The sequence below is a fragment of the Pseudolactococcus plantarum genome, assembly GCF_002441715.1.
In the GTDB taxonomy this organism is placed as follows: domain Bacteria; phylum Bacillota; class Bacilli; order Lactobacillales; family Streptococcaceae; genus Pseudolactococcus; species Pseudolactococcus plantarum.
In genome coordinates this window covers 11846-38141 of record NZ_JXJX01000014.1, presented here as the reverse complement: position 1 = coordinate 38141, position 26296 = coordinate 11846, and the positions used below count along the sequence as shown (strand labels likewise).

Genomic DNA, 26296 nt, shown 5'->3' with positions numbered 1-26296 from the left:
TGTCAACCACTTTTTTAACTTTTTTCACATAAAAAAACGGTGGCTATATACAACCAGAGTTTTTGTACATTATTTTGGCTATAAACAGGACATAGCAGTAATTTTTAGTGAGCTTATTAGCCTTTTAAACATCGAAATTTTGCTATTAAAAAGTTGACTTTATGAATATGAAAATCATTTTCCTCTTACTCATACTTCATTCGTATAAATATTACCTAATGCAACTTCTATTGAGCGTTTTTCTATATCTATTTTTTCAATTTTCAAAATTGATTTATAATCCGTAATCAATCGCTGACCTTTAAATGGCCCTTCTGCAAATACAGCAACACCAGCAAGTATGCAATCAAACTCATGAACTAGAGACTTCATACCATTTAGTGTTCCGCCACCTTTCATGAAATCATCAACTATCAGCACACGCTGTCCTGGCGCAAGAGATCTTTTAGATAAAGTCATATTTTCAACTTTTGCGCTAGATCCAGACATATAATTGACATTTAGCGTTGCACCTTCTGTTACCTTAGGATCGCGTCTAACAATAACAAATGGGACATCAAGTATAGCACTAACTGCTTGTGCGATAGGAATTCCTTTTGTTGCGATGGTTACAATCGCATCAATCTGTTTCCCAGCATATTCATGTGCAATGATTTTACTAATATTTTTTAAATTTTTTGGACTTCCTAAAATATCAGATAAATAGATATAGCCACCGGGTAAAATACGATTGCTCTCCCGCATCAGATCTGCAATTTCAGATACAATCGCTCTAGATTGTGCATTTGAAATTTCTGGTGTAAAAACAACTCCTCCCGAAACACCTGGATAAGTCTTAACCGTCCCAACACCAGTTTCCTCAAATACACGTTTTATAATCACCAAATCTTCAGATATAGATGACTTTGCAACACCATATCTTTGTCCGAAAAATGATAGAGTTGTCAGTTTTCTAGCATTGTTTAATAAATAGTTGGTAAAATCTACTAATCGTTCACTTCTTTTCATCTTACGCCCTCTTTTCATGCCTTGACAACTGACAACCGTTTTAACGATTTAACGTAAGATTAGCATTACTATCCGCTATCTTGAACATTAAGTTGTGCTAAGCACGATTACTTTTGATTCTATTATATCAAAAAAACACGAACAATTAAAATGTTCGTGTTTACTTATTTTTTTAACCTTGATTTTTCTTAATGATTGCTTCTTGTACAGATTTTGGAACATCTTCATAGTGGTCAAATACCATCATGAAAGTACCACGTCCTTGTGTAGATGAACGAAGTGTTGTTGCATATCCAAACATTTCAGCAAGTGGTACAAACGCATGAACGATTTGGCTGTTACCATGTGCTTCCATACCTTCAACACGACCGCGACGAGCAGTTACGTGTCCCATGATATCCCCTAGATTTTCTTCAGGAACTGTAACAGTTACTTTCATCATTGGTTCAAGGATAACTGGATTAGCTTTTGGTGCTGCGGCTTTCAAAGCATATGATGCTGCAACACGGAAGGCTGTTTCATTTGAATCGACATCATGGTATGAACCATCATAAAGTTTTGCTTTCACGTCAACAAGTGGGTAACCCGCAAGTACACCATTTTGCATCGCTTCTGCCAAACCTTTTTCTACAGCTGGAATGTATTCACGCGGAACCACACCACCAACAATAGCATTCTCGAATTCGAATCCTTTACCTTCTTCGTTTGGTGTAAACTCAACCCAAACGTGACCGTATTGACCTTTACCACCTGATTGACGAACGAATTTACCTTCGGCTTGTGTTACAGGCGCACGGAATGTTTCACGGTATGATACTTGTGGTGCGCCAACGTTGGCATCAACGTTGAACTCACGACGCATACGGTCAACCAAGATATCCAAGTGAAGTTCACCCATACCAGCGATAAGTGTTTCACCAGTTTCAACGTTTGTTTCAACGCGGAATGATGGATCTTCTTCAGCAAGTTTTTGAAGGGCAACACCCATCTTATCTTGGTCAGCTTTAGATTTAGGCTCAACCATAACTTGAATAACTGGTTCTGGGAATTCAATAGATTCAAGAATAACTGGATTCTTTTCATCTGTTAATGAGTCACCAGTTGTTGTATCTTTCAATCCAACAGCAGCAGCGATATCGCCTGAATAAACATCATTGATTTCATTACGTGTATTCGCATGCATTTGAAGGATACGACCGATACGTTCGCGTTTACCTTTTGAAGCATTCAATACGTAAGAACCTGATGATAAGACACCAGAGTATACACGGAAGAAAGTTAGACGTCCCACAAATGGGTCAGTCATAACTTTAAAGGCAAGTGCTGCAAATGGTTCGCTATCATCAGCACGACGTTCAGTTTCTTCTCCGTCAGGAGTTACACCCTTGATCGCTGGTACATCAGTTGGAGCTGGTAAGTAGTCAACAACTGCGTCAAGCATCATTTGAACACCTTTGTTCTTGAAGGCAGAACCTGCAAGCATTGGGTAGAATTCAACGTTGATTGTTGCTTTACGGATAGCAGCTTTAAGCTCAGCTTCAGTGATTTCTTCACCTTCAAGATATTTCATCATAAGGTCTTCATCAGTATCAGCAACTGCTTCAATTAATTTAGCACGCCATTCTTCAGCTTGTTCACGGTACTCTTCTGGGATTTCTTCGTCAAGAATATCTGTACCTAAGTCATTTGTGTAGACCTCAGCGCGCATTCTTACTAAATCGATGATACCTTCGAAGTCTTCTTCAGCACCAATCGGAATTTGGATTGGATGTGCGTTTGCACCCAAACGGTCATGAAGTGTAGATAAAGAATAGAAGAAATCTGCACCGATTTTATCCATCTTGTTAGCAAATACGATACGTGGCACACCGTATTCTGTCGCTTGACGCCAAACAGTTTCAGTTTGTGGTTCAACACCTGATTGTGCATCCAAAACAGTTACTGCACCATCAAGTACACGAAGTGAACGTTGCACTTCAATTGTGAAATCCACGTGACCTGGTGTGTCGATGATATTGATACGAGTATCATGCCAAGCAGCTGTTGTTGCAGCTGATGTGATTGTGATACCACGTTCTTGTTCTTGTGCCATCCAGTCCATTTGTGAAGCCCCTTCGTGGGTTTCACCAATTTTGTGGATTTTACCAGTATAGTATAGTACACGCTCAGTTGTTGTTGTTTTACCAGCATCAACGTGAGCCATGATACCGATGTTACGTGTGTTTTCTAGTGAAAATTCGCGTGCCATTGTATAGGTCTCCTAATTATATGTTTGAGTGAAAAATACTAGGAAGGCAGGTCGCCTACCTAGTATGTTTCTTGAATTACCGATTTTAAAATATGTATAAATACAACTCATTTGTTAAAAACAAGTTATATGCAGACATCTTACCAGCGGAAATGAGCAAACGCACGGTTGGCTTCAGCCATTTTGTGTGTGTCTTCACGTTTTTTAACCGCAGCGCCTGTGTTATTTGCTGCGTCCATGATTTCTTTTGCTAAACGGTCTTGCATAGTATGCTCACCACGTTTACGAGCGATTGTTACCAACCAACGTAAACCAAGTGTTACACGACGTTCAGGACGTACTTCAACTGGGACTTGGTAGTTTGACCCACCAACACGGCGAGCACGAACTTCAAGAACAGGCATGATGTTTTCCATCGCTTGTTCAAAAACTTCGATAGCTTCTGTTCCAGTAGCTTCCTTAATTTGTTCGAAAGCACCGTATACAATGCTCGCTGATGTACCACGTTTACCATCAAGCATAACGCGGTTGATAAGGCGAGTGACTACGACTGAGTTATAAAGTGGATCTGCCAAAACTTCACGTTTTGGTGCACGATTTTTACGCATTTATCTTATCTCCTTTCAGATTATGCTTTTGGTTTTTTAGTACCGTATTTAGAACGGCCTTGTTTACGATCAGTTACACCTGCAGTATCAAGTGCACCACGAACGATATGGTAACGTACCCCTGGAAGGTCTTTTACACGTCCACCACGAAGTAAAACCACGCTGTGTTCTTGTAAGTTGTGACCGATACCTGGGATATAGGCTGTTACTTCAATCAGATTTGACAAACGCACACGTGCGAATTTACGCAAAGCTGAGTTGGGTTTTTTCGGTGTCATAGTACCAACACGAGTTGCAACCCCACGTTTTTGTGGTGAGTTAGTTTTCGTTTGAACTTTTTTACGGCTGTTGAAGCCAATGTTCAATGCTGGCGCTGTTGATTTAACAATTTTTGATTTACGCGGTTTGCGAACCAATTGGTTAATAGTAGGCATTTCTTGCTTGCTGTCAATCATTATTTTGACAAAGTCAATAAGCGATAATAAGATTGATAGCATTCCTTTCGTTTTTTCGTTTAGTTGTGTTGGTATATGGTCGCTTAAGCCAAGTTCCAACAAGAATTTTGGATACTACCTTACCAAAACGGCTAGGCTTCTTTTGAATTACCAAATGAAAAAGTACCGTCTATCAGTTTATCATACCTAAATGCCTTTGTCAAACGCATTTATGACTTAGTCGTTAAGTTGTTATAATCTGACAAATCTAGCTCTCCTAACTAGATCATAACAAAAACAAACTATATTTTGATATAATAACAGGTATGAAAAAAAAGATATTCTTATTAGTTACCGTGTTTCTCACACTGGTCATGACACCAATACTTTCTGTTGTAAGTGCAGATCAAACTTTTGATGTTAAGGCTAAAGCTGCGATTGCAGTAGATGCCGATAGTGGAAAAATTCTATATTCTAAAAATGCTGATACGCCTATGGGTATTGCTTCAATCACTAAAATTATGACAATCTATATGACATTAGATGCCATAAAGAAGGGCACTTTACATTGGGATGATAAAGTGAAAATGAGTGATTACGCGTTTAACTTGACGCAAAATCCTGAAGCATCTAATATTGCTGTCAAAGATAAAAACGAAGCTTTTACAGTGAAAGATTTATTCAATGCCGCACTGATTCAATCTGCTAATTCTGCCGCTATTACCTTAGCTGAGAAAATAGGCGGAACAGAGCCAAAATTTGTTGATCAGATGAAAACGCAGTTGGCTTATTGGGGCATTAAAGATGCTAAACTTGTTAATGCTTCTGGTCTCAATAACAGTGTACTAGATGAAAATATTTATCCAGGTTCGTCAAAAACTGATGAGAATGAGCTCTCAGCAAAAGATGTCGCAATTATCTCAAAGCACCTGATTAATGATTTTCCTGATGTATTAGATACCTCAAAAAAAGCAACAGAGACTTTCGATGCCCATGGTGACTCAGAACAACCTCTTACAAGCTACAATTATATGTTACCAGGCTTATCTGCCGGTAGACCTGGTGTAGATGGACTAAAAACTGGGACCACAGCTTTTGCCGGCGCTTGTTTTGTTGCAACAACTGTTCAAAATAACTTTAGAATCATTACAGTAGTCTTGAATGCAGATAATGCTGATAACGATAGTAATGCGCGCTTTCAAGCTACCGGGGAACTAATGAATCATATCTATGGGACATGGCAGTTACAAACACTTGCTACTAAGGGCGTCAAAATTGATGACCACAATGCCCCTTCAAAATTAACTGTTCTTGATGGGCAAAGTAAACAAGTAACCCTGCTACCTGATACTGATTTATCAGCTGTTGTACCTATGGCTGCAAATGATACCATCACGTCACTTACATATAATAAAAAAGATGATGATACAGTCACAGCACCTATCAAAAAAAATCAAAAGCTTGTCCAAGCAACTTTTCAAATTAGAGATAAGCTTGGTTATTTACCAGGATTAGATGGTAAAAAGTTTTATCTAACAGCGACAAAGGAAGTGCCAAAAAGTAATGCTGTTAAGGTCATGTGGAATCACTTTGTTAGATTTGTGAACGAAAAACTATAACATATTAACGGATAGTGGTGACACAGTGTAGATCAGTGCAACCTTTATCATCTAGTAACTTAACACTAATATAGAAAAAGACTGCTTGAGACCATCATCTCAAGCAGTCTTTTTTCGTATTGTCATGAATCATGCACTTAATACTGCGACCATCACACTGTCATCCTCTATCATAAATGACAAAAGTAATTCAATACCGGTGTCTTGGTTAACATAAAAAAGCTGCTTAAAGCAACTCCTTTAATCAACTATCACGCCTTTTTCCAAGACGTATCATCCCCATTACTAGCAATCACTTGCTTATACCAATCGAAGGATTTTTTAGGTGTACGTTTCAAGGTACCGTTTCCTTCATTATCTCGGTCTACATAGATAAATCCGTAACGTTTTTTCATCTCACCTGTACCAGCAGAGACTAAATCAATACATCCCCATGACGTATAGCCCATCACCTCAACACCATCAAGATCAATCGCATCTCGCATAGCATCTATATGCTGCGCCATATAGTCAATCCGATAATCATCTACAACATAACCTTTTTCATCTGGTTTATCGATAGCACCAAGACCATTTTCTACAACAAAAAGTGGTTTTTGATAACGATCATAAAGGCTGTTTAGGGTCGTTCTAAAGCCAAGTGGATCAATCTGCCACCCCCACTCACTAGACTTGAGGTAAGGATTTTTGACTGAATCAAAAATATTGGAAGCTGTAAACTCAACCTCATCGTTATCAGCACCAACAGAGACACGCGTTGCATAATAACTAAATGAAACAAAATCAACTGTGTTAGCCTTTAAAAATTCAAGGTCGCCCTCTTGTATTGGTAATGTTATGCCTTTACGCTCCAAACGTTTGAGGAAATACCTTGGATATTCACCACGCGCTTGAACATCGATCAGATAATACTCATCACGCGCATCTTCATAGGCAGACCATACATCTCCTGGTCTACATGAATAAGGATAGTAAACAGCTCCAGCCATCATACACCCTACTTGATTTTCGGGATCGATTTCATGTGCAAGTTTTGTCGCTCGTGCACTTGCTAAAAGTTCATGATGAGCTGCCGTATATTTGGCGAGTTCTTGATCTTCACCATCTTCAAACGTCAGCCCTGCTCCCATAAATGGGGCATGTAGGATCATATTGATTTCATTAAAGGTTAACCAATACTTGACCAACCCTTTATAGCGTGTAAACAATACACGCACTAAATTTTCATAAAAATCAACAAGTTTCCGATTTTTCCACCCACCATATGTCTCAATCAAATGAATCGGACAATCAAAGTGTGTAATTGTCACTAATGGTTCGATACCATAACGGTGACATTCTTTAAATAACTCTTCATAGAACTTGAGACCTGCTTCGTTAGGGTCAACTTCATCACCCTTGGGAAAAATACGTGACCAAGCAATTGATAATCGATAGGTCTTAAATCCCATCTCAGCAAATAATTTAATATCTTCTTTAAAATGATGATACATATCAATCGCTTCTTTAGCTGGATAAAAATGCGCATCGTCAAAATCAAGATGTGTCATTTTCCCTGTAATAATTGGGAAACGATCTTCTCCTAGTGGTACCACATCAACATTTGCTAGCCCACGACCGCCTTCGTTATAGCCACCTTCACATTGGTTAGCAGCTGTCGCGCCACCCCATAAAAATCCTTTTGGAAATCCCATTCCTATCTCTCCTTCTATAAAATTAAACTTTAAAATAGTTATGCTTAATCAAACTTTTAGCTACACCATTATCCTCAACAGATTGTGTAACTTCATCTGCAGCTGCTTTTAATTCATCAGTACCATTACCCATGGCCACATTATACCCACAAGCACGAAACATAGCTAAATCATTATTCGCATCTCCAAATGAGATGGCATCAGATTTGGTCAAATTCAAATTATCCAAAACCATATGAATAGCCGTTGATTTATCATTACCTTTGACAGCAATTTCACCGCTCTCTTTACCAAAGAAGGGCACTGTCATGTGGAACATTTCAAACTTACTACCAAAACGTCGCGCAATATCTTGAAAATCAAAAGTATTATTAATGAACGAGATTTTATTAATATCTCCATAATCAATCTCTTGACCTTTAAAGGAATCAATCAATTGATTAAACCATTGATTTTTGACAGTTAAAGCTTCTGCTTTTTGCTCATCATTGCCGACATATGCCAAAATCGTTTCATTAATTTTTTCATCATAACGTTCACTACCAAAGAGACCAGAATTAGATTCTAAGTAATATTCGATCCCATTTTCTTGGAAAAAATGAATCATTTCCCTTACATCTTTTTCCGGCATCGTATGATGGTGAATCACGTCATCACCTACTAAAATATATCCGCCTCCAGCACCGATGATACCATCAAAACCAATCGCCATGATTTCAGGTAAAATCTCCGGTCTAGAACGACCTGTACAAACAAAGGCTAAATTGCCGTGAGATTTAAAATGTTGAATCGCTGAAACCGTCTCAAGTGTTGGCTTTCCGCTATCCCCAACTAGCGTGCCATCTACATCAAAGAACGCGATTTTTTTAGTCATTTGTTAACTCCTCTCCATTACTTGCAATCACTTGTTGATACCAAGCAAAGGATTTTTTCTTACTACGATTACCTGTGCCATTAAGATGATCATCTAAATCAACATAAATGAAACCATATCGTTTACTCATCTCACCTGTTGACGCACTAACAAGATCAATACATCCCCAAGGCGTATATCCCATTAGATCAACACCATCATCTACCGCTTCTCCCATCGCCTGAATATGCTTAGCCAAGTAGTCAATCCGATAGTCGTCATTAATTGAGCCATCAGCTTCAACTTGATCATATGCTCCCAAACCATTTTCAACTATGAACAACGGCACTTGGTAACGGCCATACAGATCGTTTAAGGCAATGCGTAAGCCAGTCGGATCAATCTGCCATCCCCAATCACTAGCCTCTAGAAAAGGATTTTTAACGCCACCAAGAATATTGCCCTCCACTGTTTCGGCATCTTTAGCAGTCACGTTTTGAACACCGGACATATAATAACTAAAGCCGATATAATCCACTGGATATGATTTTAAAAGCGCTAAATCACCGTCATGTATATCAAGCGGTGCAACACCTTTTTCTTTAAAAAGACGTTGAGTATAAGCAGGGTATTCTCCTCTTACCTGAACATCTGTACAAAAATAATTAAAGGCTTGATTATGCACCATCGTAGCTGCTTGATTAATAGGATTAGCATCAAAACTATAAGTCGTCGCATAAATAATCATACAGCCGATTTTTAAGTCTGGATTTAACTCATGTCCAATTTTTACAGCTAAAGCACTTGCGACAAACTGATGGTGCCAAGCTTGAAAAATGTTTTGTTGTACGCGACTACCCGTTGATGGGACCATGCCTTGTGATAGCGCAGGCATGGCAATCGCACTATTGATTTCATTAAACGTCATCCAATAGGTTACTTTGCTATGAAAGCGCGTTAAAACAGTTTTTGCGAATCGTTCATAAAATACTACTAATTTACGATTTTGCCATCCTCCATATGCTTTAGCTAAATGTAAGGGTAATTCATAATGAGAAATCGTAATAACAGGCTCAATACCGTACTTCAAACACTCATCAATGACTTGTTCATAAAAGCTAAGTCCAGATTCATTTGGCGTTGTTTCATCTCCATTTGGAAAAATCCGTGTCCAAGCTATTGAAAAACGGTAACACTTAAACCCCATTTCGGCAAACAGTGCTATATCTTCCTTAAATCGATGAAAATGATCAATTCCTTTATGGTTAGGATAACTGTAAGTTGCCTCATCAATTGACCAATCAAAATCATCTGATCCTAAGACTTGCCAGCGAATCTTACCACCTGGCATCGCATCTGCTACAGATAACCCTTTGCCAGCTGCATCATAAGCGCCTTCCAACTGATTAGCAGCTGTTGCGCCTCCCCACAAAAAATCCTTAGAAAAACTCATCTATTTCACTCCTTTATGCTTATTTAAAATAAGCTCTATTTTCAACTCTATCTATATCAAACCCATAACAGATATCTTTTAGCGTGGTATTATCACAGCGAGGCTTTTTTTAAATATCACGCGATTCTCTTTGTCATATCTTTTAACGAACTGTTATGAATGACTCACCTTCGTTGATTGTTTGTGCTGTTGTAGCCTCTACTTGACTATAATCTTGTGTATTTGTCACAATTATTGGGATTTGCGTATTAAATCCAGCCGTTTCAATTGCTTTTATATCAAAAGATAACAATCTTTGACCTTGTTTGACAATCTCACCTTGTTTGACAAAACTTTCAAAAAACTGACCATCTAACTGTACCGTATCAATGCCAACATGTATCAACAGTTCTGCTCCTTGACTCGAAAGCAACCCAATCGCATGTTTTGTTGGAAACAATGTTACGACCACACCATCAAATGGTGCTATTATTTCTCCTACTGTGGGGACAATCACAGCACCCTTACCTAGCAATCCTTCAGAAAATGCTGCATCTCCTGCCTCACTAAGCGGTAAGACTTCCCCACTTGCTGGGGCTGCAATATGTTGCGCATTGCCTACTTCTGGTTTCGATGTTGGCGTTTCTTCAGCATTCACCTCATCGTACTCTTTTGGACATAAAATCATTGTTAAGACAAAGGCAACCACCATACCAATCACAGCTGAAATTGAGGCGTGAACCATTGAACCAATCGCACCATTTGCAGTACCATCTTTTCCATTTGATATCATCGTTGGTAAGGCAAAAATCCCTAGCCCTCCCATCATGTACATGGTCACGTTCATCAAACCAGCGTAAGCACCCGCAACAGCTGCTGAGATACATGAAATCACAAAAGGTTTTACACGAGGTAATGTAATCCCGTAAATTGCAGGTTCTGTTACACCAGCAATCCCTGAGATAATAGATGGCATAATGAGTTGACGATCTTTTTTCTTATAAATTTTGAAAAGTAAGGCAACCAAAACGGCAGTTTGGGCAAAACTTGCAGCAAATTGTCCAGCAAGAATATTGGTCCAACCTTGATCTCCTAACTGGGCCATAACCATTGGAATCAATGCCCAATGTAAACCGAAGATAACCAACAATTGCCATAGTCCACCAACAAGAGCACCAAACAAAATTGGAGAGAAGCCATAGACTGAGTTGAAAGCATTACTCAAACCTTCAGTCAAAAAACTAATAATCGGTCCTACAACAAGAAAACCAATTGGCATTGACACAAGCATAACAACCATTGGCACAAAGAAAGTGGCAATCAATTCAGGAATGACTTTCTTGGCCCATTTTTGAACTTTTGATGCCAACCAGATAATAAATATAATCGGGATAACTGACGAAGTATAGTTATTAGCAATCAAAGGAATCCCAGCAAAGGTTGTATAGTAATCAACGCCGAAAATACTCCCTAGTGGTTTTGCACCTGCTGCAACGATAGCAGATTGTTGAATGCTTGGATAGACAAGAGCTGCGCCAAGTGCTAAGCCGGTGAACTCTGGTAGTTTAAACTTGCGCGATGCAGTTAAAGCAACAAAAATTGGCAAGAAATAGAAAATGGCATCACCAATTGCATTAAGTGTAATATAAGTCCCTGATGTCGCAGTATACAGTTTAAAAAAGATGAGTAGCGCGTTAATGCCTTTTATCATACCTGCAGCACATAACGCACCTAAGAAAGGTTGGAAACAGCCTGAAACAATATCAATAATAACATCAAAAGGTTTCTGTTTTACCTCTGACTCACCATCTTTAATATTTCCAGCTTGAATACCTGAAACTTCAAGAACATCCTGATAAACGTCTGGCACATGATTACCAATGACAACTTGATATTGACCACCAGCTTTCATGACAGTAACGACACCATCCATATTTTTTAGCACATCATCATGTGCCTTAGACTCGTCTTTTAGTTTAAAACGCAAACGAGTGATACAATGCGTCAAACTTTGGACATTTTCTTTACCACCAACTTGAGCGACGATTGCTTTCGCCAATGCTTCATATTTTCCCATCTTCGGGACCTCCTAAAATTGTGATTGGGCAACTGCCCTATATATTTTAGGTTTGGCCAACTTAATGTAACCATCCGGGGTGAACTTGGTTAAACATAACATATGGTTATCGAGCAAATACCATTATGTTATAGGTGCAGCACATCTAAACTCTTATTTTTCGATAATCCTAGCAAGATGAATCGTTAAGTACATCTGTTCATCAGCAGAGACATCATAGTATCGTGTCTGCATTAAAAATCCTGTAATTTTTTGTGTTGTTTGATAAGCTTCTGGGTACTTAGCAGCAATCATCTCATATAAAGCATCATCTACTTGACCTGTTTTTTCTTGTAGCTCAGATGATTTTAGTAGCACGCGCTCTGCAAAAAATCTCAGATGTGTCATAAATCGCTGATAGTAAATATCCGATTCATTTAAAGATAGTTGCAAACTATATTTGACAATCGTGATCACTTCTTCAATTAATTTAGTCAACTCACTAACAATTGACGAGTTATTACTCTCTAATTCACTATTCACAATATGCATTGCGATAAACCCAGCCTCATCTTCATTGAGCTCAATCGCATATTTTAGCGAAATTTCAGCGATCGCTTTTTCTCCAATCGCATACTCTTCAGGGAAAAAACGTTTAATATCCCATAATAGAAAGTTCTTGATCATCACATCATCTTTTAGTCTGGCAATAACACCATTAATATGATCAGCTAATGTCAAAAATAGCGAATCATTAATCTTAACCGTTAAAGTGTTTTTAGCTAACGTTGCAATATCATCAGAAATTTCAAGAATTTCATCTGGAATGCCAGATAATAACTCTGTCACACGATTTTGCCCATCACCAGTTAACTCATAAACTTTTTCAACATCGCTTTCTAATAGTTCCTGACCAACTTTCTTACCAAAAGCTAGGCCACGCCCCATCACAACAATCTCAGAAGTTCCCTTCTCAGTTATCACAACATTGTTGTTAAGTATTTTCTTAATCTTCATGTCATATTGTGTCCTATCCCAAAAAAACTAGACCCAAAAATGATAGTATATCCATCACTTTTTTGGTCTAGCTTAACTTAATAATTACCATCCATATCTTTATGTATAAATAGTACCACAAAAATGTAAGCGTTGTCAACTTTTTATAACGTTAGATTTAAATGAGTTTAGTTTCTATTTGATAATTATCACATCTATAAGCACGACAACTGGTACGACGCAACCAAACTGATAAGTTCAGATAAGTCATCTTATTTAAAGTAGTGTACCATTACTCTCAACGACTCGCCCATACCAATCAAATGATTTTTTCTTATAGCGCCTTAAACTACCTGTCCCATCATTATTCATATCTACATAAATGAATCCATAACGTTTTTTCATCTCACCAGTACCAGCTGAGATCAGGTCAATCGGCCCCCACATCGTATAGCCGATCAAATCAACACCTTTTTCGATTGCAGAATCCATCGCCTTGATATGATCGCGCATGTAATCAATGCGATAATCATCTTCAATAGTCTTATCCTCTTTTAATTCATCAGCAAATCCCAAGCCATTTTCTACAACCATCATCGGAAGATGATAACGATCTTGTAAGTCCAACAGCGTATACTCTAACCCAATCGGATCCACTTGCCAACCCCACTCACTTGCTTTCAGATACGGATTAGCCTTACCCCCCATCAAATTACCAGCTGTATCTTTTGCTGACCCATCTGTTGTGATACAAATCGTCATATAGTAAGAAAAAGTGTACATATCCACCGTACCAGCTTTTAAAATTTCAGCATCTCCAGGTTCAAAAATTGGAAACATATTCTTTTTTTCCAGATAGGTCGTCATATAAGACGGATAACCCCCACTAACTTGCACATCTCCCACAAACTTTGTAAATAGCAAGTCAAATTCTTTACGCTTTAAAATATCTTCTGGTTTGGGCGTCAACGGATAACTGGTAATATGGCAAATCATACAGCCTATCATAAAGTCTGGATTAATCTCATGAGCAAGTTTTACCACTTTAGCACTGGCTACAAGCGCATTGTGCAAAGCTTGGAAACGAACTTTTTCATTACCTTTTATCTCATCTGGATAAATTGTTTGATCATTCGGATTCAAGCCCAATACTGTCAACTCACCATGATCCATAACGCCAAAATTCATCTCATTAAACGTCAACCAATATTTTACTTTAGATTTGAACCTTGTCATAACAGTCTCGGCATATCGGACAAATAAATCAATCACACGGCGATCTGAAAAGCCATTATACTTTTCAACAATCCCCATAGGCAACTCAAAATGAGACAAAGTAATTAACGGCGTCATCCCATTTTTGATTAATTCATCAATAACATCCTCATAAAACTGCAAACCTGCTTCATTAGGCTCTAGCTCATCTCCCTGTGGAAAGATACGTGACCAAGCAATACTCATTCGAAATACATTAAAATTCATTTCCCCGAACAACTTGATATCTTCTTTATAGTGATGATAAAAATCAATAGCTTGATGGCTTGGGTAGTAAACATCTGGCTCAATCTTGGCTGTAAATCGCCGTGGCGTATCTACATTACCAGCTGTTTTTAAATCTGGGACAGCCAACCCACGTCCACCTTGATCATAGCCTCCTTCAAATTGGTTGGCTGCTGTTGCACCACCCCATAAAAATCCTTTTGGAAATGTCATTTATTCATCCTTTCTTATTCATATCACCATATAGATGATACTTGCTAAAACACATGTGCTAGGACTTAGCGCCTATCACTTCAGTACTAACAAGGTATCTTTCGTCGAAACGAGTTGTTTATCAGTCACAATGACATCAGCATAATTTGATATATCCGTAATAATCACTGGTGTTTGTACACTATAGCCTGCTGCCTCAATCGCTTCGATATTAAAGCTTAATAATTTATCATCTTTTTTCACGACTTGTCCTTGCGTAACAAAACTTTCGTAATACTTACCTTCTAGTTCAACTGTATCAATACCAACATGAATCAAAACTTCAACCCCTGTATCAGTTAAGATACCAATCGCATGATAGGTTGGAAATAAAGTCGTCACGACACCGTCTTCTGGTGCATATACTTCCCCGATTACTGGTTCAATCACAACGCCCTTACCCATAACGCCTTCTGAAAAAACTGGATCTCCTGCCTCAGATAAGGGTAATACTTTACCGGCTAATGGAGAGAGGAGCTCTTTTTTTACTGCTGCTACTTTTTGGCCTGTTGCTACTTTTTTTGCTGCTTCTTTAGTCAGTTGAATCGTAGCCTCATCATCCTTAAATCCGATTAAGTAGACAAGCCCCAAAGCTGCAATAAATGCCACGATATCTAAAATTACCCCATACATCACATAAGACATATTACCATCTGGTGTGATTAAAGTGGTGTATCTAAAAATCCCTAGCCCCCCCATTTGGTAGGTTTTCATTCCCAATCCCATTGAGATGGCACCAGTTACACCACCGACAATACAAGATACCCAAAATGGTTTCTTTTTAGGTAAGGTAATGCCATAAATGGCAGGTTCGGTAATACCGAATACACCTGAAATCACAGCAGGTACAGCTAATTCTTTTAACCTTTTATTTTTTGTTTTTATCAATACTGCTAATGTTGCACCAGTTTGTGCCACAGCCACACTACCAGCTCCAGTAATGAGAGCTGTAGGTGTTCCTTGTGATAAAGAGATGATAACAAACGGAATCAACGCCCAATGCATCCCAAACATGACAAGTATTTGCCATGTAAAACCTATGATTGCACCAAAAATAATCGGATTAAAGGCTTGTATCGAAAGTAATCCCTTACCCAAGCCGTCTGCCACGATATTCATGATTGGACCAATCGCTAAAAACGTTAACGGAACTGTTACCAAAGCTGTTAAAAATGGGACTAAAAATAGTTTAGCGACATCTGGGATAATTTTACGTAACCGCTTTTCCAAAAATGCACCAAAAGCTGCAGATGCAATAATCGGCATCACAGTAGAGCCATATCCTGCGGCCGGAAGTGAAAACGGTATATTAAAAAAGTGTAAACCTCTCGCATTCTCAAATAACTTAGTTGCTGAACCATCTATAAACCCTGTATAGACTAAACTTGAGGCAAGCATCATGCCTAAAAATGGGGATCCACCAAATTTTTTCATGGCAGTATACCCTATGAAGATGGGTAAGAATAAGAATAGCCCATCACCCATCGCATTAAAGACAGCATAAGTTGAACTACCAGAAAAACTCGCACCCAAAGCAAATGATAATATAGCATTCACCCCTTTTAACATACCAGCTGCAGATAGTGGAGCTAAAATAGGTTGGAAAATACCAGAAATCATATCAACAAAATTATCAAAAAGGTTGCCTTTCACTCCGCCATCAGAGATGGGATCTAAAACACCTAACACTGCATCAACATCTTGGCGTACATCTGGTACATGGTTACCAATGACCACTTGATACTGACCACCAGACTGAATCACCGTTACGATGCCATCTGTCGTTTTCAACTTCTCAGTATTAGCTTTCTTTTCGTCTTTTAACTTAAACCGTAAGCGTGTAATACAGTTTGTCAGAGAGATAACATTATCTTTACCACCAATCTCTTTGACAATTAAAGTTGCCAATTTTTCATACTTTCCCATATCAGGATCCTCCTAAAATTTATCGAACGACTGTCGATATCATATATCATTCAGATCAGGCCAAACAAATGTCACCCTCTAGTACAAAGTTATAAATAGGATAGCTTAAAACAATAAAAAAATAGACCCAAAAACGACAGTTCCCCATCATTTTTCGGTCTAGCTTAACTCAATAATAACTATCCTTATTAATACAATCAGTATATCAAATATTGTAAGCGCTGTCAATGTTTATTTTAAAATATCAATCATATTCATTTTACCAAGATAAAAAGATTAATTATTTAGATATGATATAGTTCATACACACTAGACTTTAACTTAAATACTCTTGTAACAACACTAATCCTTAAATTCTAAACTAGTTTATATAATTTTCGAAAAATTTAAAAAAATTTACTAGTTTAAGTTGACTATCACTTTAATGTATGATAGACTTTATTAAATAAATAAAACTGAACTTATCATAATAAGTTTCTGTATTATAAAATTTAAAAGGATAATTATGAAACACAAACTAAAAAAATGTTTTTGTATCAGTACGATGGTATGGTTAAGCCTCATTTTTATGATTCCCGCTGTCACAGCAGACACCCCAGGATTTACAATACGTGCGGTCATACCTGAAAATCAAATTGGAGATGACCAAGGCTATTACAATCTGATGATGAAAAACGGTAATAGTCAAGAAATCGCTACTGTCCTAACCAACACGACCAATAAACCAATTACGATAGAGGTATCATTTGCACGAGCAACTACAAATGGAAATGGGTTAGCTATCTACGATGCCAGTTCTGAAAAAAAAGATACATCTTTAATTTACGATATTGATGACTACGTTAAACTTCCAGAAAAAGAGGTCACACTAGAGCCATATTCACAAAGCACTATCAAAGCAGTTGTCTCCATGCCTAAGGAAGATTTAAAAGGTGTTTTAGCTGGTGGTTTTACTTTTAAAGAAAAGATAGCTGATGACACGACGAGCACCAAAACCGGCGTATCATTGAAGAATGAATTTAGATATATAGTGGCACTTGTCATGCAACAAAATACGTCCCCAATTTCTCCAGAAGTTAAACTACATTCCGTATATGCCGATCAGGTCAATGCAAGAAACATCGTTGCTGCACAACTTCAAAATATAGCCCCAACATATATCAAAGACATGGCTATCACAGCCAATATTCAAGGAATAACTGATAAAAAGATTAGCTATGCTTATACATCTGACGATATGAAGATGGCTCCTAATTCTAACTTTACTTTTAACATCCCATTATCTACAGACAAAGAGATCGCAAAGCAACAAATCAAACCTTTAAAACCTGGAAAATATCAACTGATTATGACAGTCTATGGTCAGAAAAACGAAACTGGCCCTCATCAAAAGCCTGGATTATCGGGTAATCAGCCAACCAACTATACTGATAAATGGCAGTTTAAACAAGAATTTGTCATTTCAAAGGCAATAGCAACAAAATTAAATAAAACTAGTATAGCTATACAGCCGAAAAAAACGACCAATTGGCTATTGATTTTGCTACTTTCCATCCTCATTTGCCTATTTTTATTGGTTATGTATCTCCTCTACATTAATCTTAGAAACAAAAAGCGTGAAAGAGAAACTTAGTCAACTGCACTAAGCGTTACGGATTAACCTATCTTTCACACTAATATATATTTATATAAAACTAAAAGGAGAGTCACTTTATGAAAAAAGTACTTACACGTTCAACTCAATCACTTATTATTTTAGCTGCCAGTTTTCTAGCAACAGCAAGCGTTTCTGCAGCTCCCATTACACAAGCAGATTCTACTGGAACAGTCGCTTTTACTGAAAGTCAAACAGATATACCTGATGTTATCAATCCAGAAGTTCCTGAAGAAGATGGACCTAATGGAACACCTGGTGCCTTTGCAATTGACTATGCTTCTAATTTTGATTTCGGATCACATGCTCTTTCACCCAAACAACAAACTTATTACGCAAAGGCTGATACAACAGCCTTCACTAAACCAGTAGCTCCATTTATTGAAATTCATGATTTAAGAGGACTTGGTGTCGGAAATAACACGCAACTCACTGTCAAACAACTTGAACAGTTTAAAAATGGACAACATAAACTAACTGGTGCTGCACTTACTTTTTCAATGGGACGAGGACTTAATGCAGCTGGTGGTACTTATACACCAAGTAGTGTACCAAGTTTTACACTAATACCAGGTCAAGCTCAAAAGGTGATGCAAACAAATGGTACCGTAGGTCAATTTTTAACAAGCTATGGTCAAGCGGCAGATTATAAAGGCACAACTGTAGGCGGTCCTATTTCATTAAGCGTCCCTTCTGGATCAGCCAATAAGGGCAACTATACTGCAACTCTCCAGTGGGATTTGGCTACCGCACCTTAATCTATAAAAGTTGTCCCTTCTAATCACAAAAGGAACAACTTTTTCGTTATTTATGGGCAAAACAGAAAGAAAGAATAATCAAATGGTGTTGAACATACAGACTTTACTCAAAAAATCAATCAATCTGAGCGCAAGCCTGGGTCTTTTAACTATTTCACTTTTACCTAGCTTAACTGTCATACAAAATATGCCTGTCATCGCTGAAACAAAACCGATGACATTAGACCCAGGTGAAACAATTGATAAAAGTCAGGACAATTGGACAACACCTGAATTCACCATGCCACATAACTACACACCAGTGGGAAAGAACACAGTAGGAGCAAAATGGATAGATAATACTACCTATAACTTTGGCACGTTTCAAAGAAATACTGGATCTTGGCTACCACTTAATGGTGCAGTTGATATGCGCTACCCCATTAGAATCACTGGGACTACTTTTGCAAATGCAGGTGGGGCTAACCCTGGTGCTCATCTAGGTGATGCAAATGGCATCCTTTTGACCAACCTGCCTGCTGCTAAACTATCCCAGGGAGCTACCGCCAATGCACTTGGCATTGGAAATTTAGGTCCTAATACTTATTTTATCGGTAATAACTATGCTTTCAAACAGACTTGGTGGCAAGGTGCCTATAAATCAGCCACTGTCATCGCTAGAGGTGATGGGGCTAAAGCAAAAACACTCAATGCTAGTCCTATTTATGATGCGAGCAATAATACCAAAAATCCTTTTATTATGGAATGGAAAACACCCGTTTTAAACTCAGACGGTACGATCACAGGGGAAATGTCCTACACCACTCAAAATAACGGGACTCCTTATACTGCCAGTACAACCATTACTGTACAAAAAAGTATGTCAATTGGTTTCATGGCTGCCACTGGGGGAAACTACGCTAAAATGGCAGTGACTATTTCTTCAGCAAAAGCTGGAAAAGGTAAGCAGCCTGCTTATATTAATTACCTCAACACTGCTACTGGGCAACAATTTGCACCTTCTCATAAAAAATGGCAGTTTTCTACTGTTGTCGCAAATATCGGCGACATACTTCGTGTTGTTGCATCAAATGATACGCCTGATGCAACTACTTATATTGCTCCGACTGCCCCTTTAGGCTATAAATTAAGTAGCATTTCTCCAGCAATCACAATTAGTAATTTCCCTGAAGGGACCACTAATCCAAATCAAATTAATGTTTCTTACAGTCCTCTACCACAAACCAGCACAATCACTTACCAATGGGCGAGCAATGTTCCCGGACAAAACGGAATCCCTGGAAAACTCCAAGCTAGCTTACCTTCGTCAACCCGTTTATCGGGTTATACAGATAGTCAACTTCAATTTTCACCTACAATTCCCAAAGGGTATGCGATAGATACTGTTAGAGGTCCAGATAGCAAAATTTATACAGATACAACCATAGCAGGATTAAGTGCACTTGAAGCTGCACAAAATGCTAATCCTACTTTTAAAGCTGGTGATAATCATTTCTTAATTACCTTAAAAGCTCTCAAACAAGATGTAACTTTATCTTTCATAATTAATCACTACACGACTGAAAAAACGCCAGATAATCCTGGAGTGCAACTCATTAGTCAAGCTTTAACTGGTGCAATGATTGATGAATCAGATATCAAAAAAATGCAAGATTGGCTCAATAATTGGATAACAACAAAAGCAATCGGTTGGGGTGTTCAAGATTATGAAACGCCAAGTGGTAGTAAGTATCAACAGAGTTTAAAGCAAGCAATAGCAGGTGCAGGTGGACATACACTTGTAGAAAAAAATCAGTATCAGGTAACCTTGGCTTATAATGGTAGTTTAACATTTTCTGATATCCCTAGTGTCATTGATTTTGGTTCACACCCCATATCACCTAAAAATAAAAGCTATACTGGAAAATTAAATCGATCACTAAAAGTGGCTGATACTAGAGGAAAAAATAGTCTATCACGCTGGCAGGTAACTGTACGAGAAAGTACACCTATAAGAGAACTTCGACCTAATAAAAAAGCTGAATCAACGACTTCTCCACAACTTCGCAAAGACATATCTTTTGCAAACCACTTAACCTTCAATGGTAAAGTACTTAATAACGACGATATGCTTATTCATGCAACAAGTCAACCCAAAACAGGGGAAACAACGCTTATTGATAAAGATAAACTGTCACCACTGATTTTGTCAGTACCAATTGAGTACCAAAAATCTCTAGCATTATTTAGAGGCAAAATAACTTGGACATTATTAAGTGCGCCATAGAGATTAGTTGATGACAGTGTTAGCTGCATTAAGTCACACTTTAGCAGTTTTGACAGATGATCTTATAAAAAAAACAAACGAGTTAACTCGTTTGCTTTTTTATTTTCACTAAGCAAGTTTAGCCTTGACGTCTTTACTTTCTCAGTGACTGGTTTTTAAATTTTAGTGTACAGAATAGTTAGGGGCTTCTTTAGTAATTTGAACATCGTGTGGATGACTTTCTTTGAGTCCTGCACCTGACATCTCAATAAACTGTGCATTTTCATGCAAAGCTTTAATATCTGCTGCACCAGTATATCCCATACCAGCCTTAAGTCCACCTAACATCTGGAAGACGATATCTGTCGCAGAACCTTTATATGCAACACGTCCTTCAATACCTTCTGGAACAAGTTTATTTGCTTCATTAACGCCACCTTGGAAATAACGATCTGATGACCCTTTTTTCATGGCTGATAAACTACCCATACCACGGTAAGTCTTGTATTTACGACCTTGGTAGATTTCAAATTCACCTGGAGATTCATCAGTTCCGGCTAACATAGAGCCAAGCATCACCGCATGACCACCCGCAGCCAAAGCTTTAACGATATCACCAGAATATTTGATTCCACCATCAGCAATGATTGCTTTACCATACTCACGCGCCACTGCTGCCGCATCATAGATGGCTGTAATTTGAGGGACACCGACACCTGCGACAACACGTGTTGTACAAATCGATCCCGGTCCAATACCAACTTTAACAACGTCTACACCCGCTTCATATAAAGCACGCGCGCCTTCACCAGTTGCGATATTTCCTGCGATCAAAGTACGATCCGGGAAATGCGCACGAATTTCTGCAATTTTTCTTAAAACACCAGCTGAATGACCATGAGCCGTATCGATAACGATTGCATCAGCACCAGCTTCAAATAGGGCTTCAGCACGATCGAATGTATCAGATGAGACACCTACAGCTCCAGCAACTAATAAGCGGCCTTTAGCATCTTTGGCAGCGTTTGGAAATTCGATAACACGTTCGATATCTTTGATGGTAATCAAACCAGACAAACGGCCTTCTCCATCAACTAACGGTAGTTTTTCAATCTTATGTTTTTGCAACAATGATTCTGCTTCTTTTAACGTAGTACCTACTTGAGCAGTCACCAAGGCGTCAGAGGTCATCACATTTTGAATTTCTTGTGAATAATCTTCCACAAAACGTAGATCACGGTTTGTCAAAATACCAACAAGTTTCCGATTTTCCAGTGTTTCAACAATCGGTACACCAGAAATGCGATAAGTAGACATCAAGTCTTCTGCTGCTTGGATAGTATCTGTAGGTGTTAAAAAGAACGGATCTGTGATGACGCCAGACTCTGAGCGCTTCACTTTTCTGATCTCATCGGCTTGCTCATCAATACTCATGTTCTTATGTACGACACCCATACCACCTTGACGTGCCATAGAAATCGCCATAGCACTGTCAGTCACTGTATCCATGGCAGCAGAAATAAGTGGAACATTTAAAAGCAAGTTGGGTGCAAGTTGTACTTTCATATCTACCTCGTTTGGTAGCACATGACTTTCAGCAGGAATTAGCAGTACATCATCAAAAGTGTAGCCTTTTTTCAAAAATTTAGTATCCCAATTTGACATCGAAATGGTTCCTTCTTTCTTATATTATAATGAGCAATTTCTTGCTTGGCAATTTGATATTGTTACTATTTTATCACGCTATCTAACTTTGTCAATAGATTTATCTTGAACTAATGAGTGTTGTTTTTTAAACGTTCGATATGATCATAAAAAGAACTCTGTATCACGCCGAGTTCTTTTGTTCTTTACTTTACTGTACTTTTTTATATGATTGATAAACTGCTTTGGCCAAAGTTGTAATATCTGATGTTTCCTCCTCGGATGGCTTCGTACTATCATAAATATCTGCAACCGCAAACCGACTATCAACTCCCTCTATATATTTTATATCTAATAATTCGATGCCCTTCTTAGTCTTAACATCTTTCCCTAAACTATCATTAAATCGCTTGATATCTGATTCTGATACATTATACCCCCATGCTGTCCCATCATCAACCAGAGTTTTCAAAAGTGCATCTGCCGATGCTTGTTGTTCAACTGCTATCAGATAGGTCGCATCGTCAAACTTTAGCTTTTTCACTTTTTGCCACCTCTCTGTATCTGCATCGGATAAAGTACAGATTGTTAGCTGAACGACGGGGGGGATTTGTAGTGGTGGTTGCATTATTTTTTTGACAAATAACCCGAAAGGAACCAATGCAATCACTAATACACTCAGTACCACAACTAACATTTTTAATCTTCTTTTTTTCAAGTCTCCTCCCCTGTTCGAGTATCCAAGGCCCCTGTCGGCTCATCTGCCAAGATAATCTTTTTAGATTTTAAAAGCATTCTGGCAATTGCTACTCTCTGTGCCTGTCCTCCTGATAGCTCATAAATTTTAGTTGCGAGGTACGAAGCATCCAAACCTACTTTTTCAAGTGTTGCTACCATCTTAGCTGAATCAGTCGTGACCAATTTTAAATTTTGGCTGACGGTCTTGTTCTCTAAAAGCGAATATGACTGAAATACATACCCTAGATAATCTCTAAAAAAAGCTCTCTCACTCATCTCCCAGATATCTTCTCCATCTAGTTTTACCTTTCCAGATTGTACCTTTTCTAGGCGAGCCAAACTATTTAAAATCGTGGTTTTTCCACATCCAGAAGCACCAACTAATGCGTAACTCTTACCGGTTTCAAAGGTTAAACTGATATGGTCCATCACAGTTTTCTTGCCATAATACTTATTCACATTAATTATTTCAAGTGTCATGCTACATCTCCCTTCAAGATTTCTGTATAACGTCTACTCATCTGCAAACAACTTTTTATACTAGCAATACCGGTAATCAAAGCCAATACGATGATAAGGTAAAGTAGTTCTAGCCTCCCCGTCATGGCGACTGTTAGGCTGACACTAGCGACGACCACTAGAAATAGACTTGAAAGTGAGACAGTTAACATCATTAACTTTGAGCGTCCCAAGATAATTCGTTTGACAAACTCAGACTGTTTCATGGACATAAGCGTCATTGCATACTGATAAACACTGATAAATAAGATGGCGAAAATCATATTTTGTAATACGTTAGCCAGGTCTAATTGATGTTTGAGCGACTGTATTTTAAGGACAACCGCCTGATACGGTGTCACTGGATTGATGGCAAAATCTGACTTATGACTTAAAGCCGCTATCTCTCCCACTGCTTCAGGGCTAAATAAACCATTGTTAACCACATTAGTCGCAAAGTCCCAGTTCTTCTCCTCAGATAACAGCTTTAAATCTAGAACCACTAGAACGACATCAGTATCACTGGCTCTACTCGCTAGACGAGATATCATGTTTAGCGGCTTCTGATTCTCTCCACTTTCGTTAAAATAAAATAGCTTTTGTCCATTAGGGATTACTTGCACAGCGATATCTTCCTTATTAACACTGGTAGCTATAAACTGTTCTCTAAGTACAGTATTTAAAACAGAGTCCTGTGCTTTCTGGTACCTTTCTGGTAGACAAATCGTGGCAACCTTTCCCTTTACTGCTTGATAGACCGTTTGATTAACTGTATTCTCTAGGTTTACTCCAATTTGGTTGATATAAACTAATCGTCTATTAACCTCAGGCTGACTAACACCATCTCGTTTTAATTCAGCTGTAAAACCACCGTCGATAGCCCCTTCTGGGACATAGGCTCCCGAATCATCTAGATAGAGAAATGCTTTATCTCTGACAGTTGCTAATATTTCTGAATAAATCTTTTCACTTGCCCTATAGTCTGTAACCTCCCCCTCTTGAGCTATAGGATCGATGCCGATAGGTTCTAGTTTCTGCCATGTTTTAACCTGATGCCACGGCTTAAGATTGACTAACTGTTCTTTTAACCTCTGCTGGGTACTTGACGTTTCTTTTAACACCTTACCCGAAACAAAGATCAATGCTGCTATCATCCCTAACCAGATTAAAAATAAACTACCACCTTTCAGTTTATTTTTGATGATTTCAACTGGTTGCTCCAGTTTGATCATCAGATAAGCTAGAAAAAGAATAAGCATTTCAATCACTTGAAAAATAAAGAGATTAGTTAAAAGTATGGCTAAAAAAGTTTGACTGCTATAAGTATACATACCTCCACCTCGAAAGTAGATATACACAACCTCTAACCCTAGTATCAGACAAAGGTAAACGCCTAGCGGTAAACAGCAATCAGAAATAAATCGGATGATCGGTTTGCCTAACGAACGCCAGATAACCCGCTCTTTTAAACGCCGACTTTCACTTACAAGTAAACATACAAACAATATCATATACAAAGATATCGTTAAAATTATACGTAGACTTCCGTCAAACTGGGTAAAACCTGCTAAAAACCAAGGTAATTTTTTGTAAAATATTTGTAAATCTAAATTCTTCAGACTATCAAAATCAGTAGAAGATAATCGGCCAGATGTATAATACATACCAATCACAGACGTTTTTAGATACCTTTTTTTGTTGTTAGGTTGACTCATATCCAGATAATTGAGCTGACCTATTTTATTGACAACAGGTTTATAGACAGTCACACCTTTTTCAGCACAAATCTTATTTATTAGCTCATAGACTGCTTGACTGTTGCTAGCGCTCTTCCCTTGTATAGAAAAAGCGCCATCCACAGGTACAGCAATAGACTCCTGCTGATCTTCAAGTGCAATCACTCCTAAGACCGCCATTAGACAAAAAAATATTGCCACAATACTAAGTTTTAGTTTCACTAAGCCTCCTAACTAAATCAATAATACTTTTGATCAGTCCTGCTATCCTTTACAGCTCACAGTAAACTTCAATGTTTCTCCTTTACAATCAGATCATATATAGATATCAGCTGACTGTAAAGGCAAAACAGTCATTTGCCATCTGTTGACGTTAGGTAATCACTATCATGTGTAC

The 26296-nt window shown here is 38.2% G+C and carries 18 protein-coding genes and 1 pseudogene; 4 read left to right on the top strand and 15 right to left on the bottom strand.

The window, feature by feature from the left end; all coding sequences use genetic code 11:
• Window positions 1-189: 189 nt before the first annotated feature.
• The 4 genes from purR to rpsL all read right to left on the bottom strand — a co-directional run bounded on the left by purR (window position 190) and on the right by rpsL (window position 4298).
• The gene (gene purR / locus RU87_RS08915) at window positions 190-1008 is read right to left on the bottom strand and encodes a pur operon repressor (protein WP_068164481.1); all 819 of its coding nucleotides are present in this window, start codon (window positions 1006-1008) and stop codon (window positions 190-192) included.
• A 172-nt stretch (window positions 1009-1180) separates the two neighbouring features.
• Window positions 1181-3256, bottom strand: a complete 2076-nt coding sequence (fusA, locus tag RU87_RS08910; protein WP_068164484.1) for an elongation factor G — start codon at window positions 3254-3256, stop codon at window positions 1181-1183.
• Between the two features lie 140 nt (window positions 3257-3396).
• Entirely contained in the window at window positions 3397-3864 is a 468-nt protein-coding gene (rpsG, locus tag RU87_RS08905; RefSeq protein ID WP_003140269.1) for a 30S ribosomal protein S7, read from the bottom strand.
• Between the two features lie 20 nt (window positions 3865-3884).
• Window positions 3885-4298 (bottom strand): 30S ribosomal protein S12, encoded by a 414-nt coding sequence (gene rpsL / locus RU87_RS08900; protein WP_047916686.1) that lies wholly within the window; start codon window positions 4296-4298, stop codon window positions 3885-3887.
• A gap of 326 nt (window positions 4299-4624) precedes the next feature.
• Between rpsL and pbp3 the strand changes: the two genes are divergently transcribed.
• The gene (gene pbp3, locus RU87_RS08895) at window positions 4625-5917 is read left to right on the top strand and encodes a D-alanyl-D-alanine carboxypeptidase PBP3 (RefSeq protein WP_082782206.1); all 1293 of its coding nucleotides are present in this window, start codon (window positions 4625-4627) and stop codon (window positions 5915-5917) included.
• A gap of 251 nt (window positions 5918-6168) precedes the next feature.
• Here the strand turns inward: pbp3 and RU87_RS08890 are convergent, their stop codons facing one another.
• The 7 genes from RU87_RS08890 to RU87_RS08860 all read right to left on the bottom strand — a co-directional run bounded on the left by RU87_RS08890 (window position 6169) and on the right by RU87_RS08860 (window position 16626).
• Window positions 6169-7611 carry a 6-phospho-beta-glucosidase gene (locus tag RU87_RS08890; protein WP_068164490.1) on the bottom strand — a complete coding sequence of 481 codons (1443 nt, stop codon included), beginning with the start codon at window positions 7609-7611 and terminating at the stop codon, window positions 6169-6171.
• Window positions 7612-7633: 22 nt separating this feature from the next.
• Window positions 7634-8485, bottom strand: coding sequence for a Cof-type HAD-IIB family hydrolase (locus tag RU87_RS08885; protein ID WP_068164493.1), 852 nt, complete (start codon window positions 8483-8485; stop codon window positions 7634-7636).
• Window positions 8478-9917 (bottom strand): glycoside hydrolase family 1 protein, encoded by a 1440-nt coding sequence (locus RU87_RS08880; RefSeq protein WP_068164495.1) that lies wholly within the window; start codon window positions 9915-9917, stop codon window positions 8478-8480. Before RU87_RS08880 ends, RU87_RS08885 begins: the two co-directional genes overlap by 8 nt.
• 142 nt (window positions 9918-10059) lie before the next feature.
• A complete protein-coding gene (locus RU87_RS08875) occupies window positions 10060-11973 on the bottom strand; it encodes a beta-glucoside-specific PTS transporter subunit IIABC (protein ID WP_068164498.1) in 1914 nt (637 codons plus the stop codon).
• 153 nt (window positions 11974-12126) lie between these two features.
• Window positions 12127-12969, bottom strand: a complete 843-nt coding sequence (licT, locus tag RU87_RS08870) for a BglG family transcription antiterminator LicT (RefSeq protein ID WP_068164503.1) — start codon at window positions 12967-12969, stop codon at window positions 12127-12129.
• 255 nt (window positions 12970-13224) lie between these two features.
• Window positions 13225-14661, bottom strand: coding sequence for a glycoside hydrolase family 1 protein (locus RU87_RS08865; protein WP_068164506.1), 1437 nt, complete (start codon window positions 14659-14661; stop codon window positions 13225-13227).
• Between the two features lie 75 nt (window positions 14662-14736).
• Window positions 14737-16626 carry a beta-glucoside-specific PTS transporter subunit IIABC gene (locus RU87_RS08860; RefSeq protein ID WP_068164509.1) on the bottom strand — a complete coding sequence of 630 codons (1890 nt, stop codon included), beginning with the start codon at window positions 16624-16626 and terminating at the stop codon, window positions 14737-14739.
• 505 nt (window positions 16627-17131) lie between these two features.
• On the opposite strand from RU87_RS08860, the gene RU87_RS08855 reads away from it, so the two are divergent.
• From RU87_RS08855 to RU87_RS08845, 3 genes are all read left to right on the top strand, one after another.
• On the top strand, window positions 17132-18259 hold the full coding sequence (locus RU87_RS08855) for a WxLIP family cell surface protein (protein ID WP_068164511.1): 1128 nt from the start codon (window positions 17132-17134) through the stop codon (window positions 18257-18259).
• Between the two features lie 80 nt (window positions 18260-18339).
• Window positions 18340-19038, top strand: coding sequence for a WxL domain-containing protein (locus RU87_RS08850; RefSeq protein ID WP_082782207.1), 699 nt, complete (start codon window positions 18340-18342; stop codon window positions 19036-19038).
• Between the two features lie 82 nt (window positions 19039-19120).
• The gene (locus RU87_RS08845; protein ID WP_082782210.1) at window positions 19121-21304 is read left to right on the top strand and encodes a hypothetical protein; all 2184 of its coding nucleotides are present in this window, start codon (window positions 19121-19123) and stop codon (window positions 21302-21304) included.
• A 162-nt stretch (window positions 21305-21466) separates the two neighbouring features.
• Here RU87_RS08845 and guaB read toward each other — a convergent pair whose 3' ends face one another.
• The 4 genes and pseudogenes from guaB to RU87_RS08825 form a co-directional block, all read right to left on the bottom strand.
• Entirely contained in the window at window positions 21467-22948 is a 1482-nt protein-coding gene (gene guaB / locus RU87_RS08840) for an IMP dehydrogenase (protein ID WP_068164515.1), read from the bottom strand.
• 190 nt (window positions 22949-23138) lie between these two features.
• Window positions 23139-23645 carry a hypothetical protein gene (locus RU87_RS08835; RefSeq protein ID WP_068164520.1) on the bottom strand — a complete coding sequence of 169 codons (507 nt, stop codon included), beginning with the start codon at window positions 23643-23645 and terminating at the stop codon, window positions 23139-23141.
• A gap of 2 nt (window positions 23646-23647) precedes the next feature.
• Window positions 23648-24145, bottom strand: a pseudogene (locus RU87_RS08830) (ATP-binding cassette domain-containing protein); the annotation flags it as partial.
• Window positions 24142-26121 carry a hypothetical protein gene (locus tag RU87_RS08825; protein ID WP_068164525.1) on the bottom strand — a complete coding sequence of 660 codons (1980 nt, stop codon included), beginning with the start codon at window positions 26119-26121 and terminating at the stop codon, window positions 24142-24144. The gene RU87_RS08825 and the pseudogene RU87_RS08830, both read right to left, overlap by 4 nt.
• Window positions 26122-26296 lie beyond the last annotated feature (175 nt).

Bases quoted from the DNA above. Each gene is read 5' to 3' on its own strand.
- rpsG (WP_003140269.1), bottom strand. From the start codon at position 3,864: ATGCGTAAAAATCGTGCACCAAAACGTGAAGTTTTGGCAGATCCACTT.
- RU87_RS08845 (WP_082782210.1), top strand. From the start codon at position 19,121: ATGGTGTTGAACATACAGACTTTACTCAAAAAATCAATCAATCTGAGC.
- RU87_RS08875 (WP_068164498.1), bottom strand. From the start codon at position 11,973: ATGGGAAAATATGAAGCATTGGCGAAAGCAATCGTCGCTCAAGTTGGT.
- RU87_RS08850 (WP_082782207.1), top strand. From the start codon at position 18,340: ATGAAAAAAGTACTTACACGTTCAACTCAATCACTTATTATTTTAGCT.
- licT (WP_068164503.1), bottom strand. From the start codon at position 12,969: ATGAAGATTAAGAAAATACTTAACAACAATGTTGTGATAACTGAGAAG.
- pbp3 (WP_082782206.1), top strand. From the start codon at position 4,625: ATGAAAAAAAAGATATTCTTATTAGTTACCGTGTTTCTCACACTGGTC.
- guaB (WP_068164515.1), bottom strand. From the start codon at position 22,948: ATGTCAAATTGGGATACTAAATTTTTGAAAAAAGGCTACACTTTTGAT.
- RU87_RS08880 (WP_068164495.1), bottom strand. From the start codon at position 9,917: ATGAGTTTTTCTAAGGATTTTTTGTGGGGAGGCGCAACAGCTGCTAAT.
- RU87_RS08885 (WP_068164493.1), bottom strand. From the start codon at position 8,485: ATGACTAAAAAAATCGCGTTCTTTGATGTAGATGGCACGCTAGTTGGG.
- RU87_RS08890 (WP_068164490.1), bottom strand. From the start codon at position 7,611: ATGGGATTTCCAAAAGGATTTTTATGGGGTGGCGCGACAGCTGCTAAC.
- RU87_RS08855 (WP_068164511.1), top strand. From the start codon at position 17,132: ATGAAACACAAACTAAAAAAATGTTTTTGTATCAGTACGATGGTATGG.
- RU87_RS08860 (WP_068164509.1), bottom strand. From the start codon at position 16,626: ATGGGAAAGTATGAAAAATTGGCAACTTTAATTGTCAAAGAGATTGGT.
- RU87_RS08865 (WP_068164506.1), bottom strand. From the start codon at position 14,661: ATGACATTTCCAAAAGGATTTTTATGGGGTGGTGCAACAGCAGCCAAC.
- purR (WP_068164481.1), bottom strand. From the start codon at position 1,008: ATGAAAAGAAGTGAACGATTAGTAGATTTTACCAACTATTTATTAAAC.
- rpsL (WP_047916686.1), bottom strand. From the start codon at position 4,298: ATGCCTACTATTAACCAATTGGTTCGCAAACCGCGTAAATCAAAAATT.
- fusA (WP_068164484.1), bottom strand. From the start codon at position 3,256: ATGGCACGCGAATTTTCACTAGAAAACACACGTAACATCGGTATCATG.